The sequence below is a fragment of the Streptomyces sp. NPDC051738 genome (assembly GCF_044453205.1).
Lineage (GTDB): Bacteria > Actinomycetota > Actinomycetes > Streptomycetales > Streptomycetaceae > Streptomyces.
Genome location: NZ_JBITCM010000024.1, coordinates 62,804 through 76,430 on the forward strand (window position 1 = coordinate 62,804; position 13,627 = coordinate 76,430).

Annotated in this window: 12 protein-coding genes and 1 pseudogene; 9 read left to right on the top strand and 4 right to left on the bottom strand. The window is 70.6% G+C overall.

The features are described 5' to 3' along the window. Window positions 1–22 precede the first annotated feature (22 nt). Complete coding sequence (locus ACIA8X_RS39450; RefSeq protein WP_399460338.1) at window positions 23–553, bottom strand: FCD domain-containing protein; 531 nt, start codon at window positions 551–553, stop codon at window positions 23–25. A gap of 243 nt (window positions 554–796) precedes the next feature. Here ACIA8X_RS39450 and ACIA8X_RS39455 point away from each other — a divergent pair, with 243 nt between their 5' ends. Continuing rightward, the gene (locus ACIA8X_RS39455; RefSeq protein WP_393461678.1) at window positions 797–2,017 is read left to right on the top strand and encodes a metallophosphoesterase; all 1,221 of its coding nucleotides are present in this window, start codon (window positions 797–799) and stop codon (window positions 2,015–2,017) included. 1,100 nt (window positions 2,018–3,117) lie between these two features. Here the strand turns inward: ACIA8X_RS39455 and ACIA8X_RS39460 are convergent. Continuing rightward, window positions 3,118–3,666 (bottom strand): hypothetical protein, encoded by a 549-nt coding sequence (locus ACIA8X_RS39460; RefSeq protein WP_328419351.1) that lies wholly within the window; start codon window positions 3,664–3,666, stop codon window positions 3,118–3,120. A 429-nt stretch (window positions 3,667–4,095) separates the two neighbouring features. Between ACIA8X_RS39460 and ACIA8X_RS39465 the strand changes: the two genes are divergently transcribed. The 8 genes from ACIA8X_RS39465 to ACIA8X_RS39500 all read left to right on the top strand — a co-directional run bounded on the left by ACIA8X_RS39465 (window position 4,096) and on the right by ACIA8X_RS39500 (window position 12,799). Further along, entirely contained in the window at window positions 4,096–4,734 is a 639-nt protein-coding gene (locus tag ACIA8X_RS39465) for a (2Fe-2S)-binding protein (protein WP_393461676.1), read from the top strand. Between the two features lie 12 nt (window positions 4,735–4,746). Continuing rightward, a complete protein-coding gene (locus ACIA8X_RS39470) occupies window positions 4,747–5,727 on the top strand; it encodes an FAD binding domain-containing protein (RefSeq protein WP_399460339.1) in 981 nt (326 codons plus the stop codon). Further along, complete coding sequence (locus tag ACIA8X_RS39475; protein WP_399460340.1) at window positions 5,724–7,916, top strand: xanthine dehydrogenase family protein molybdopterin-binding subunit; 2,193 nt, start codon at window positions 5,724–5,726, stop codon at window positions 7,914–7,916. Before ACIA8X_RS39470 ends, ACIA8X_RS39475 begins: the two co-directional genes overlap by 4 nt. Window positions 7,917–8,067: 151 nt before the next feature. Next, window positions 8,068–9,234: an XdhC/CoxI family protein gene (locus ACIA8X_RS39480; RefSeq protein WP_328419359.1), complete on the top strand. Its 1,167-nt coding sequence runs from the start codon at window positions 8,068–8,070 to the stop codon at window positions 9,232–9,234. Beyond that, window positions 9,228–10,217 carry a GTP 3',8-cyclase MoaA gene (gene moaA, locus ACIA8X_RS39485; RefSeq protein WP_393461670.1) on the top strand — a complete coding sequence of 330 codons (990 nt, stop codon included), beginning with the start codon at window positions 9,228–9,230 and terminating at the stop codon, window positions 10,215–10,217. The genes ACIA8X_RS39480 and moaA overlap by 7 nt, the downstream gene beginning before the upstream one ends. A 136-nt stretch (window positions 10,218–10,353) precedes the next feature. Then, window positions 10,354–10,689, top strand: a complete 336-nt coding sequence (locus tag ACIA8X_RS39490) for a hypothetical protein (RefSeq protein ID WP_328419363.1) — start codon at window positions 10,354–10,356, stop codon at window positions 10,687–10,689. Between the two features lie 14 nt (window positions 10,690–10,703). Further along, window positions 10,704–11,381, top strand: a complete 678-nt coding sequence (locus ACIA8X_RS39495) for a hypothetical protein (RefSeq protein WP_393461668.1) — start codon at window positions 10,704–10,706, stop codon at window positions 11,379–11,381. A gap of 167 nt (window positions 11,382–11,548) precedes the next feature. After that, window positions 11,549–12,799: an MFS transporter gene (locus ACIA8X_RS39500; RefSeq protein ID WP_393461666.1), complete on the top strand. Its 1,251-nt coding sequence runs from the start codon at window positions 11,549–11,551 to the stop codon at window positions 12,797–12,799. Between the two features lie 79 nt (window positions 12,800–12,878). On the opposite strand, the pseudogene ACIA8X_RS39505 reads toward ACIA8X_RS39500, so the two are convergent. Continuing rightward, a pseudogene (locus ACIA8X_RS39505) lies at window positions 12,879–13,034 on the bottom strand (XdhC family protein); the annotation flags it as partial. Window positions 13,035–13,204: 170 nt separating this feature from the next. Further along, the gene (locus tag ACIA8X_RS39510) at window positions 13,205–13,618 is read right to left on the bottom strand and encodes a cupin domain-containing protein (RefSeq protein WP_393461664.1); all 414 of its coding nucleotides are present in this window, start codon (window positions 13,616–13,618) and stop codon (window positions 13,205–13,207) included. Window positions 13,619–13,627 lie beyond the last annotated feature (9 nt).

Below are 13,627 nucleotides of genomic sequence, written 5' to 3' on the forward strand. Positions count from 1 at the left end.
CGGAAGGCCGAGCCCGCCCGGGTCACGCGACCACGTCAGCGCTCATACGGCGACAGAGCGCGGGTCGGGCAACGCTCACCAGCCCGAGGGCCATCCCGTAACGCGGTGCCGCCGCCGGTGGCGCTTGCCAACAGTCCGGGCGCACCGGGTCGCCTGGTGCGCTGCGGCGGATGAGCCAGGCTTCGGTGATGTGGGTGAACATCTCCTCGGCCGCACCGCTCGGGTCGTGGGCGGTGATGCGCTCGTGCACACGGCGATGGCCGCGGTTGGAGGCGACGCACATGGCGCACTCGGGCCGACCCATGTACCGCGTGGTGTTGACGACCTGGCTCTCCAGCGCGCGGACCACCCCACGGGCGATGCGGTTTCCCGACGGCTGCATGATGACGTCGTGGAAGGCGACCCAGCCCGCCCGGCGCGTCCGGTGGGGGGAATCCGCGCCTGACGAGCGTCGGGTTTGTCCTACGCCGATCGCACAGCTGGTTGACCTTTGAGTGCCCAGGTGGTGGGCCTGGACAAGTCCCGGGAGGACGGTGGCCTCCCCGGTCCGCACCGATGCGAGTTCTCACCCAACACGTCGTCGCGGACCAGCCAGGAGGCTCCACTGGCGGCGATACCGAGCCGGGGCCGTAGCGCCCTGATCGCGGCTCATGCCAAGGGAGGTGTCTGCGGCGGAGTCTTGCCATCCCGCAGAGAACCTTCGCCCCAAGGGGCCGCGCCCATGAACGCCGGTCCGGCCGGCCCGAGGGCGACCGGATACAGTGCGCGAGACGGCAGCCTGGTCAGGGAGAGAAGCGTGACCGACACCAGCAACACCCGACCCGCCGAAAGCGAAGCGCAAGCTCCGCGACAGAGCCGACTGCACCGCCTGATGCGCTACCTCCCCCTGATCGCCCCCGTCCTGCTGTGGACCGTGCCCTGCTGGGTGCTCCTGCACACCGGCCAGCACTGGCCACTGCCCGTCACCCTGGTCGGCACCGCCCTGTTCGCCCTAGGCCTCGTCGGTATGCCGCTCGCGATGGTGCGCGGCCACGGCCGGCGCCAGCAGGACCGGGCGGCGATCGTCGGGGACACCCTGCTGGGCACCATCTGGGTCCTGTTCACCTGGTCCATTCTGCTCGGCGTCCCATTGCGGCTCGCCCTGACCGTGGCCGGCGTCGACGAGAGTCAGGACCGGGCCCGAATCGTCACTTGGGCCGTCCTCGGCATAACCACCGTGCTGCTCGCCTGGGGGTACGCCGAAGCCCGCCGCGTGCCGCGCGTGCGCCAACTCGACGTACAACTCCCACGGATGGGTGCCGGGTTGGACGGCATCCGCGTCGCCCTCATCACCGACACCCACTACGGCCCGCTCGACCGCGCCCGCTGGTCTGCGCAGGTCTGCGCGAAGGTCAACACGCTGGAAGCCGACCTGGTCTGCCACACCGGAGACATCGCGGACGGCACAGCCGAACGCCGCCGCGCCCAGGCCACCCCACTCGGCACCGTGCAGGCCACCCGGGCCCGGGTCTACGTCACCGGCAACCACGAGTACTACAGCGAGGCCCAGGACTGGGTCGACCTGATGGACGAGCTGGGCTGGCAGCCGCTACGCAACCGCCATCTCCTGCTCGAACGCGACGGCGACACCCTCGTGGTCGCCGGCGTGGACGACGTCACCGCCGAATCCTCCGGCCTGGCAGGCCACGGCGCCCACCTCGCCGGAGCCCTGAACGGCACCGACCCCGACCACCCCGTCCTGCTCCTGGCCCACCAGCCCAAGTTCATCGACCGCGCGGCAGCCGCCGGCATCGACCTCCAGCTCTCCGGCCACACCCACGGCGGCCAGATCTGGCCCTTCCACCACCTGGTCCGCATCGACCAACCCGCCCTCGCCGGCCTCAGCCACCACGGCACCCGCACCCACCTCTACACCAGCCGCGGCACCGGCTTCTGGGGCCCACCCTTCCGCGTCTTCGCCCCCAGCGAGATCACCCTGCTCGTGCTCCGCTCCCCGCACCTGCCCACCTCGCCGTAGCACTGGGCGGGCCAACACATCCGCTCGGAGCAGTCCACGAGCGGAGGGATGCGGCATCGGCAGATGACCAGGCCCGTCTTGCCGAGGACAAGATCCGGACCATTCCCGGGCCGACGGCTCCAACGAGCCATACCTGGCCACGTTTTACGCAGGTCAGCGACGCGTGACGCCTGTACCGCCAGCAGACCAAGAATCTGCTGGGACGAAGTTGCACGTGCCCCCGCAATGCGAAGCGGCTGTGGGGGTCTCATCCCCAGGCTACTCATCGGTGGGCCACGGGAGCGGCCGCACGACGGGCAGTGGCCTACTCAGGCTCGCCCGATCAGCCCCACAGGCCGGAGTTCAACGCTGCGTAGTCAGCACCAAGTCAGCACGGCACCGTCAAAACACCCCGAACAACGCATCACAGACACCCCAGGTTCCGCCACCGATAGGGACCTTGAGTTGGGCCACAGTGGCCGGACATGGGGGCCGCACGCACCCTCGGCCCCGGAACTATGGTGTCCCACCACATGTGCGCCTGACCTGCACGTTTCTACGGTGTGCGAACACCTACCCGTCCCCACCGCACACGAGGAAGTGGCGCACATGGCCTCCGGAACCACCGCTCCCCCACCACCCGCGAACCTCCGTCGCATCGTCGCCGCCAGCCTCATCGGCACCACCATCGAGTGGTACGACAACTCATTCGATCGGGGCTAGGACCTGCGGTTTCCACGATTCCGACTGCCGAAGTCAGCACGGAACCAGCACAGGGACGGTGGCGTGCTGACTCAGGGCTGGTCGACCTGCTTCCCAGCGCGCACCGCTGAACCCGTTGACTCCACGGCGCCGTTGCACAGCGTCGCGAACCCAGCCGCCGCCTCCAGGCTGTCCAACGTCGTGGATCCTTGCCTCCCGAAGGCAAACGGATCACCGCGTCGAGTCAGTCGCACAGGCTCGCCTCCGCCGCCGAGGATCCGGGTCGCGGTTGGCTTCGCAACTCCGAGCCACCAGCGGAGACCGAGTTCTTCGAGGTGGGCCTGGTCCGGCAGCGTCTCGCCCGTCGGCGCCACCTGGTCTTTGCGGGCGCCGCGCTGGATGTCGAGGAGCGACCCGCGTCAACTCCAGGCCCTCTTCCTCGCCAGAGCCGTGCCAGTCCTCGGCGAACCGCTCGGCGAGGAAGCGGTAGAAGTCGCAGTGAAGCAGCCGGACGTGCTGTTCCACACCGCCCGCCGCGCGCTTCTGAGCGCCGTACTGGCGGATGGCCTCCAGCAACAAGGCTGTCCCTTGCGCTCGTTGATGAGGACCACAGACCGTGCCACCAGGCGATTGACAAGATCGAAGGCATCTTGGCGCGCGACGCTCACCTTCGCACCCACACGCTCGGCCGTGTCCAGGCCGAAGCCACCAGCGAACACCGACAGCCGGTTCCACAGCAGCCGCGGTGCGGTACCGCCAGTGAGCGGGGCGATGCGGTTCTCCAGGCGCTCCGCGACCTGGTCGACGGTCAGGGTGAGGCAGTCGTGCCTCTGAGTCTTGTCACGGTGAGCGGTCTGCGAGCGAGCGCATAGCATCCGATGATCTGCGATCTGCCCAGCGGGTTCAGCGTCCTCGCCGGAGCGAATGGTTCCGGTAAGTCCACCTTCAAGGGCGGTGGCGAGGTCCATGGGCATCGGTGTCTGGCGGGGGTGTTCCCTGCGCCCCAGGCCGCCGGCGCCGCTCAGCCACCCGATCTCGGCCTCCCGGTGAGTCCACGACCCGGTGAGCGACGAAGCGCGCGGTCGCGGTGCCGGGTTTCGTCAGCGGTGGACACGCAGAGCGTGAAGACCTCAAGCGGCGTCTTGGCAGCCGGTCGAGACACCGACGGCCTTCGAGAGCAGTTCGCGCCTTCTCATCCGACCAAGAGACGGCCAAGGAAATGCAAGGGGGGACAAAACTCTCCCTGCCATGGGTGACGCCTATGGTGCAAGACTTTCCGCGTGATCAGCCGCCCGGTCGAGGCGAGCGGTCACCCTGTTCCCGCGGTGGCGTCGATCCCGTGCCTGGTCTCCCGCTGGTGTACACGACTGATCCGTCCGTGATGCAAAGGCGAATGTATGTCCTCTGAACTCCCTGATTCTGCTGTTTCCCCGCCCACCGGAACCGGTGAGTCCACCTCGGGGCCCAGTCGGCGCGCCGTCATCGCCACCGGTGTCGCGGTGGGCGGTGTCGTGGTGGCCGGAGGAACGTTCCTGGCCGGCGCCGAGGAAGCGACCGCCACCGGTGCGGCCCCCTCCAGCCGTGTGTCCCTGACGGTGAACGGCACCCGGCGGACGGTGACGGTCGACAACCGGACCTCGCTGCTGGATCTGCTGCGCGAGCACCTTGACCTGACCGGCTCGAAGAAGGGCTGTAACGCCGGGGCCTGCGGGGCATGCACGGTGCTGGTCGACGGGCAGCGGGTCAACTCCTGCCTGACGCTGGCGGTGCGTCTGGAGGGCGCCGAGGTCACCACGATCGAGGGCCTTGCAGAGGGTGGCGAACTCCACCCGTTGCAGCAGGCGTTCATCGACGAGGACGCCTTCCAGTGCGGCTACTGCACGCCCGGCCAGATCATGTCCGGCGTCGGCTGTATCCAGGAGGGCCACACCAGCTCGCCGGAGGAGATCCGGGAGTACATGAGCGGCAACGTGTGCCGCTGTGGCTGCTACGCCAAGATCGTGCGCGCGGTCGAGCAGACCGCCGCCCGCAAGTAAGGAGCGGCCAGCATGCACCCCTTCTCCTACACCCGCGTCGACAGCGTCCGGGAAGCCCTGGCCGCCGGCAGACGCGGCGGTCGTTACATCGCCGGCGGTACCACGCTGGTCGACCTGATGCGCGAGAGCGTCGAAACCCCCGAGACGCTCGTCGACATCAGCGCCCTGCCCCTGAGTGAGATCACCGCCACCGCGGGCGGCGGCATCCGCATCGGCGCCCTGGTCCCGATGGCCGTGGCCACCGCCGACCCCAAGCTGAACTCCCTCTTCCCGGTGGCCGCCCAAGCGCTGCGGGGCGCCTCGGCCCAGCTGCGGAACATGGCCACCATCGGCGGCAACATCATGCAGCGCACCCGCTGCACCTACTTCCGCGACGTCACCGCCGACTGCAACAAGCGCGAGCCCGGCTCCGGTTGCGCCGCCCTGGGCGGCTACAACCGCGGCCACGCGATCCTGGGCGGCTCCGACCACTGCGTGGCCACCCACGCCTCCGACTTCGCCGTCGCGCTCACCGCCCTGGAGGCGACGGTCCACCTGCAGGCCCCGGACGGCAAGGAGCGCAGCCTCCCCTTCGCCGACTTCCTGCTCCGTCCCGGCAGCACTCCGCACCGCGAACAGAACCTCCGGCAGGGCGAGTTGATCACGGCGGTCGAGATCCCGGCCTATCCGCGTCCGCTGAAGTCGGCCTATCTGAAGCTCCGCGACCGGCAGTCCTACTCGTTCGGGCTCGCCTCGGCGGCCGTCGCCCTGCACATCCGGGGCGGCGTGATCCGCGAGGCGAAGGTCGCCGCCGGCGGTGTGGCCACCGTGCCGTGGAAGCTGCCGGCCGTCGAGCGGGCCCTGATCGGCGAGCGCCCCTCGGACGGTTTGTGGGCCGAGGCCGCCCGCCACGCGGCCGACGGTGCCCGCCCCCTTCAGCACAACCGGTTCAAGGTCGAGCTCCTGAAGCGGACCGTCGAACGCCAGCTGCGCACCGTAGGAGAGATGGAATGAGCCCCCAGCCGCAGGCAGCCGTAGGCGCACCGCTGTCCCGGGTGGACGGCGTGCTGAAGGTCACGGGCAAGGCGGAGTACGCCGCCGAGCACGACCTCAAGGGTGTCGTGCACGCCGTCATCGTCGACGCGAGCATCGGCCGCGGCCGTATCAGGTCCATCGACACGCGCGCCGCCGAGAAACACGCCGGTGTGCTGCGGGTGATCCACCACGGCAACGCGCCGAAACTCCCGTACCGCGACAACGCCGGGTCCAACAACCCGGCCGGACGCAGGCTCCGGGCCTTCCAGGACGACAAGGTCCTCTTCCACGGCCAGCCCGTCGCCGTCGTCGTGGCCACCACGCTGGAGGCCGCCCAGCATGGGGCGAGCCTGGTCAAGGTCCGCTACGACGCCGAACAGCCCTCGACCGACATCACCAAGGCCAAGCCGGGCGAGCCGACGCCCTATGCGCGCGGAGACGCGGAAGCAGGGCTGCGCTCCTCGGCCGTACGGCTGGACCTGAAGTACGAACTGGCCCGCAACCACCACAACCCGATGGAACCGCACGCCACCGTCGCCCGCTGGGACGGCAACAAGCTCACGGTGTGGGACAAGACCCAGTGGGTGATAGGCACGCACGACGAGATCGCCGCGGTCTTCGACCTCCCGGCGGACGCGGTGCGGGTCATCAACCCGTTCGTCGGCGGCGGGTTCGGCAGCGGGCTGCGCTGCTGGCCGCACACCATCGTCGCCGCGCTGGCCGCCCGCGTGACCCGGCGCCCGGTGAAACTGGTGCTGTCGCGCAAGCAGATGTACCACGGCACCGGATTCCGGCCGGCCTACGAGTACCGGCTGCGCCTCGGCAGCGACCGGCGCGGTCGACTGAACGCCGCCATCCACGACATCGACCACGAGACCTCGTCGTACGAGACGTTCTTCGAGGCCGTCCTGGGCACGGGCCAGATGATGTACAGCATGCCCAACGTCCGCCAGGCGTACCGGCAGGTCCCGCTGGACGTGAACACCCCGATCTGGATGCGCGGACCCGGCTTCGCCCCCGCGTCGTTCGTGATCGAGTCGGCCATGGACGAGCTCGCCACCGAACTCGGCATCGATCCGATCGAGCTGCGCCGCCGCAACGAACCGGCCGAGGACGAGTCGACCAACGAGCCCTTCTCCACCCGCCGGCTGAGCGAGTGCTACACGGTCGGCGCCCGCGAGTTCGGCTGGGATCGCCGCAACCCCAAGCCGCGCTCCACACGGGAGGGGAACCTGCTGATCGGCCTGGGCATGGCCGCCGGCGCCTACGACTGCGGGCGGTATCCGGGGCAGGCCAGGGCGCGGCTGGATGCCGACGGCACGGCGGTCGTGGAGGCGGCCACCACCGACATGGGGCCGGGCACGTACACCTCCCAGACCCAGGTCGCGGCCGACGCCCTCGGGCTGACCATGCGCACGGTCACCTTCCGGCTGGGCGACTCGGAGTATCCGTTCACCTCGCCGCACGGCGGTTCGTCGACCATGGCCAGTGTCGGCTCGGCCGTCGTCGACGCCTGCAACAAAGTGCGCCAGCAGGCGATCAAGCTGGCCGTGGAGGACCGCGAGTCGCCGCTGTACGGGGTGAACGCGGACGACGTGGTCGTGCGCAGCGGCCGACTGCACGACCGGAACAACACAGTGCGCGGGGAGACGTACAAGAGCCTGTTGGCCCGCCACGACCGCTCCCACCTGGAGGCGAACGGCTCCTACGAGGGACCCGGCTCCGAGCGGTCCGCCTACTTCGCCTACAGCGCGACCTTCGCCGAGGTCTCGGTGGACGCGGACCTGGGACTGGTACGGGTGCGCAAGATGCTCGGCGTCTACGACGCGGGGCGGATCATCAGCCCCAAGCTCGCCGACAGCCAGGCGATCGGCGGCATCGTAGGCGGCATCGGCCAGGCGCTGCTGGAGCACACGGTCACCGACCACCGCGACGGGCGGATCGTGAACTCCAGCCTCGCCGACTACCTCGTCCCGGTCAACGCCGACGTCCCCGAGATCAAGGCGATCTACCTCGACGGCGAGGACAACGCCGGCAACCTGCTGGGCGTCAAGGGACTCGGCGAGGTCGTCCAGGTCGGCGTGGCGGCCGCGATCGGCAACGCGGTCTACAACGCCACCGGCCGACGCATCCGCCAACTTCCCATCACCGCCGAGGCGTTGCTCTGACACCACCGCCTCCCCAGACGGGGCCGGCAGCCGAACCCCCCGTACGGCTGCCGGCCCCTCCCCGGGCCGCCGCCGCGCATGTGCCCCCGTCGACGCGGCGGCGGCCCGGCCCACCTTCTGCGACAGCGACCGTCTGCTCTGGAGGCCCTCCATGCTCAACATCGCCGACACACTGCACCGCTGGTGCCGCGAGGAACGCCCCTTCGCCCTGGCCACCGTCGTCGACGTCACCGGCAGCGCACCCCTGCCCATCGGTACGTCGGTGGCCGTGGACGAGGACGGCAACGCCATCGGCAGCATCTCCGGCGGGTGCGTCGAAGGAGCGGTGTACGAACTTTGCCAGCAGGTCCTCCAGGAGCAAGGCGCTCCACAGCGTGCCCGGTTCGGCTACTCCGACGACGACGCCTTTGCCGTGGGCCTGACCTGCGGTGGGGAACTCGACGTGCTCGTGCAGTGTGTCGATCCGGCCGTCGAGCCGCATCTCGGCGCGGCGCTCGCCGAGGTGGTTGAGGGCCGGGCCGCCGCCGTCGCCCAGGTCGTGGACGGGCCTGAGGGATTGGTCGGCGCCACTTTGAGCGTCCTCGGCGACAGTTGGATCGCCGACAGCACGCTCGGCGACGGGCCGACCGGTCGGGCCATGGCTGACCGGGCCACCGCCCAACTGCGCACCGGACGCACCGCACGCCTCGCCCTCGGCGGAGACGCCGACACCTGCCCCGAGACGCTCTCCGTCCTCGTCCACGCGGCCGCCACCCGCCCACGCATGCTCATCTTCGGCGCCATCGACTTCGCCGCCGCCCTCGCCCAGGCCGGCCGCTTCCTCGGCTACCACGTCACCGTGTGCGACGCCCGCCCCGTCTTCTCCACCAAGGCCCGCTTCCCGCACGCCGACGAGGTGGTCGTCGACTGGCCCCATCGCTACCTGGCACAGACGGCCGTGGACGCCCGTACCGCCGTCTGTGTGCTCACCCACGACGCCAAGTTCGACATCCCCCTGCTGCAACTGGCACTCGACCTGCCCGTCGGCTACGTCGGCGCGATGGGCTCCCGGCGCACCCACGAAGAGCGCCTGCTCCGTCTGCGCGAAGTCGGCGTCACGCAGGAGCAGTTGACCCGACTGCGCTCCCCGATCGGCCTCGACCTCGGCGCCCGCACCCCCGAGGAGACGGCCATCTCCATCACCGCCGAGATCATCGCCCACGCCGGCCGAGGGAGTGGCTTGCCTCTGGTCCGGGTCAGCGGGCCGATCCACCACGTTTCCGGGGCGGTACCGGACACAGCGCGGCACGTGGCAGGAATGGTCTCAGGAACGTGCTGATCGACACCTACGGTCGGCAGGCCACCGACCTGAGGGTCTCGCTGACCGACCGCTGCAATCTGCGGTGCACGTACTGCATGCCCGAGGAGGGCCTGCAGTGGCTGGGCAAGAACGACCTGCTCACGGACGACGAGATCGTCCGCCTGATCACCATCGCGGCGACCTCGCTGGGCGTCGAGGAGGTCCGCTTCACCGGCGGCGAGCCCCTGCTGCGCCCCGGCCTGGTCGGCATCGTTGAGCGGGTCGCCGCCCTGGCCCCGCGCCCGCAGATGTCCCTGACGACCAACGGCATCGGCCTCAAGCGCTCGGCGGCCGCCCTGAAGACGGCGGGCCTTGACCGGGTCAACGTCTCCCTGGACACCCTGCGCCCCGACGTCTTCAAGACCCTCACCCGCCGTGACCGCCACAAGGACGTCATCGAGGGCCTGCACGCGGCCCGTCAGGCGGGCCTGACCCCGGTGAAGGTCAACTCGGTCCTGATGCCGGGCTTGAACGACGACGAGGCGCCCGACCTGCTGGCCTGGGCGGTCGAGCACGACTACGAACTGCGGTTCATCGAGCAGATGCCGCTGGACGCCCAGCACGGCTGGAAGCGCGAAGGCATGATCACAGCAGGCGACATCCTGACCTCCCTGCGCACCCGCTTCGAGCTCACCGAGGAGGGCGCGGAGAGGCGCGGCTCGGCCCCGGCGGAGCGCTGGCTGGTCGACGGTGGCCCGCACGTCGTGGGCGTCATCGCCTCGGTCACCCGCCCGTTCTGCGCCGCCTGCGACCGCACCCGGCTCACCGCCGACGGCCAGATACGAACCTGCCTCTTCGCCCGCGAGGAGACCGACCTGCGTGCGGCCCTGCGCGCGGACGCCCCGGACGAGGAGATCGCGCGGCTCTGGCGCGAGGCGATGTGGGGCAAGAAGGCGGGCGCGGGCCTGGACGCCCCGACCTTCGTCCAGCCGGACCGCCCGATGTCAGCGATCGGAGGCTGAGCAATTCTCTCCTGGGACAAAAGCGCTCCTGGGAGAAAACATCCCACTGCTCGCCGCTGCATTTCCTGGATTCCGCCGGAGCGACCTGGCTCTTCTGCTCTGGGTCCTCGACGGAGTCGGCCACTCCTCGGCGACCGTGAACACGGCTGCCCTGCTCACCGTGCTCCTCCCGGCCGCCCTCGGTGCCGCACTGGGCCGACGGCCCGCGTACTGGCTGCGCGGCCGGCTCCTGACGAACGGTCCGCTGTGCTGGGCCGAGGCCTGGGGCGGCGCGTCGGCCGGTGCCGCCGCGCTTCTCGGCGTCGTATGGATCACGGGGAACGCGACCCTGGGATCCCCGTACACCTTGACCGCCATGCCCGCTCCCGCGGTTGCGCCGGAGCGCCGGCCGGCCGTCCCGGAGCAACAGGTGCCTGCCATGCGGCCGGGGAACCGGAGAGCCCGCAGGCGTTGTGGTGGGCGGCGTGCCTGATCTGTGGCGGCCTCGTGGGCCTTGTCCTCGCCCTCGTCGGCACGCTGCGCGGGCGGGCGCCGTCCCGGCTGCGGCGCGGGGTGGTCACGGCCGGGGCGGCGGTGCAGCTGGCGTCCGGCGGTGCCTTCGCGGTGGCAGGATCCGAGGGTGACGGAGGTCTGTGGGAGACCACCCGCGTGGTGGTCAACGCGCCGGTCTCCGGAGCGGCCCTGCTCTACGGCGTCGGCAAGGGCGGCGAGGTGCGTCGGGGCGACAACGGGACGACCGCTGTGGTTCTGGACGACGGAGTCGTCCGCGCCGGCACCATGTTCGGCACGGTCTTCCTGACCGACCAGCGCATGCAGGTGGACTCGCCGCGCACGCAGCGCCTGGCGGAACACGAGGCCCGGCACGCCGACCCGTGGGCGGCCTTCTCGCTCGCCGGTGGGCCTGCCGCCTTCCCCGCGCTGTTGTATGCCCTCGACGAGGCATTCTTCTTCGGTGCGTTCAACCACTTCGAACGTCAGGCCGGGCTCGATGACGGCGGCTACGACACGCCGTCGGACTGCCCGTCCATCGCCGGCCGGCTCACCCTTGTCTCCCTCGGGCTTGTCGCAGGCTCGACCCTGGTCGCCCGGCGCAGGCTCCGCGGCCCGGCTTCGGCTCCGGCAGACGTAAGGACTTCCCCCGCTCGGCGTCCTGACGACTGGTGAGTGTCCGGCCCTTCGATGTCGGGGGCAGTCTGAAGCCGACGCAGCCCTCTACCGCATCTAGCAGGGAGAAATTCCTCCCCCTCACAGAACGCCCGTGCGGTGCGATGCTCTACGGCGTTCCCACCCCGCCGCGGTCGCACGTCGCCCTGAAAAGAGAATCCCACCGAATGTCACCCACGACCGACGGCCGACCCCGCAAACTGCCTTTCGTCGTCCTGGCGTTGTCCGCCGGAACGTTTCTCATGGGCACCACCGAATTCGTCATCGCGGGCCTGCTGCCCGAGATCGCCGATGATCTGAATGTCTCCCTGTCTCAGGCAGGTCTGCTGATCACGGCGTTCGCGGCAGGCATGATCGCCGGTGCGCCGGTGATGGCTGTCGCGACGCTGCGCCTGCCCCGGCGCTCCACGCTGATCCTCGCGCTGGTCGTCTTCGCCCTGGGTCACCTGGTCGCCGCACTCAGCTCGTCCTTCGCGCTCGTACTCGCGGCCCGCGTGGTGACCGCACTGGCCACCGGGACGTTCTGGTCCGTCGGCGCGGTCGTGGCCACGACCGCGGCAGGACCGGCGGCGACGTCACGGGCCCTGGGCATGCTCCTGGGAGGTGCGACCGTGGCCACCGTGGCCGGCGTGCCGCTGGGCGCGTGGCTGGGGCAGTTGTCGGGCTGGCGCGGGCCGTTCTGGGTGCTGGCCGCGCTGTCAGCCGGCGCGGCGGCGGTCATCGGCCGGTACATCCCTGCCGAGGAGCGGCGCGAAGCGCCTTCCGTCCGGGCCGAGTTCGCCGCGCTGCGGGATGTCCGGGTCTGGCTGACGCTGAGTGCCATGACGCTGCTGATGGGCGGTGTCCTGGCGACGTACACCTACATCTCGCCCCTGCTCACCGAGCGGGCCGGCATCTCCGCTGGAGCCGTGCCCATGGTCCTGACCGGCTACGGCCTGGGCGCCCTGGTGGGCACTACGGTCGGCGGGCGCCTGGGCGACCGTCGCCCCCTTGCCACCCTCATCACGGCCGCCGCCACGACCACGCTGGTCCTACTGTTGCTGACCTTGCTCTCCCCGAGCCCCGTGGCGGCCGTCGTCCTGGTGACACTCATGGCGATGACCGGCTTCGCCGCGACCCCGGTGCTGGGCGCGCTGACCCTGGGCTTCGCCGGTTCCGCGCCCACCCTCGCCTCCGGCCTCAGCGGCGCGGCACCCAACGTGGGCATCGCCATCGGCTCCTGGACGGCGGGCGTCGCCCTGGCCTCACCACTGGGGCAAGCCGGGCCCCCGCTGGTCGGCACAGTGGCGGCCGCGCTCACCCTCATACCGCTGACAGCACTCGCGCTGATGCGCGCCACCCGCTCCGAGACGCCCCCGCCTCAACTCCGAGCAGCCGCAGACCAGTCGATCGGGTGCGGCACTACGGCCATTGGCTGACGCGGCGCTTGGCTCGTCCCACGCGCGATCAGCCGGTCACGCTCGCGGACCGACAGAGCACGAGCCGTCCACGACCTGTGCCACGGCGCCTGCCGACGGCGTTGCCGTCCTGGTCCACCGCGACCGACGTACCGATCGGCAGAGGGGCGCTGCCGTGCACGCCGACGACGGTGGCCAGGGCGAAGGGGCGTGCCTCGCGGCACCAGCCGTGCAAAGTGTCCGCGATGTTCAGCATGGCGGTCCTCCACGGCTGGACCAGTGTCTGGCGGCGGCCTCGACCAAACCCATCAGGAGCGACTGACCGACGTCTTCGGGGCCCTGGCGCGCGAGGCGAGGCAGGCGGCCCTCCCGGGGACGCCGTGATGCCCTGAGTGAGCCCCGGTTTGCGTGATGGATGGGCCCGGGCTACTGGTCGCGGGTGCGGCGGCCGTTGTACTGCTGGTCGGTGACCGGCTCGGCCCAAGTGGTCTCGGGGGTGCCGTCGCCTGTGCCCTCCCACCGGGCGATGTGTTCCATGAACCGGTCGGGGGCGGCGCCGTGCCAGTGTTCCTCGTTCGGCGGGCAGGCCACGGTCTCCCCGGGGTGGGCCTCGAAGACGGTGCCGTCCCGGGTGCCGATCAGGGCGATGCCGGAAACGACGTGCAGGGTCTGGCCCAGGGCGTGGGAGTGCCAGTTGGTGCGGGCACCAGGCGAGAAGCGGACCAGGTTGGCGCGCATCCTCGACGGCTCCTGGCCGGCCACGATGACGTCCCACCACACGTCGCCGGTGAACCAGTCCGCCGGCGCCTTGCTGCTGGGCCGCTGCTTGATGAATTCCATGATGTCTCT

Bases quoted from the DNA above. Each gene is read 5' to 3' on its own strand.
- ACIA8X_RS39460 (WP_328419351.1), bottom strand. From the start codon at position 3,666: ATGGACCTCGCCACCGCCCTTGAAGGTGGACTTACCGGAACCATTCGC.
- ACIA8X_RS39465 (WP_393461676.1), top strand. From the start codon at position 4,096: ATGTCCTCTGAACTCCCTGATTCTGCTGTTTCCCCGCCCACCGGAACC.
- ACIA8X_RS39470 (WP_399460339.1), top strand. From the start codon at position 4,747: ATGCACCCCTTCTCCTACACCCGCGTCGACAGCGTCCGGGAAGCCCTG.
- ACIA8X_RS39475 (WP_399460340.1), top strand. From the start codon at position 5,724: ATGAGCCCCCAGCCGCAGGCAGCCGTAGGCGCACCGCTGTCCCGGGTG.
- ACIA8X_RS39480 (WP_328419359.1), top strand. From the start codon at position 8,068: ATGCTCAACATCGCCGACACACTGCACCGCTGGTGCCGCGAGGAACGC.
- ACIA8X_RS39500 (WP_393461666.1), top strand. From the start codon at position 11,549: ATGTCACCCACGACCGACGGCCGACCCCGCAAACTGCCTTTCGTCGTC.
- ACIA8X_RS39510 (WP_393461664.1), bottom strand. From the start codon at position 13,618: ATGGAATTCATCAAGCAGCGGCCCAGCAGCAAGGCGCCGGCGGACTGG.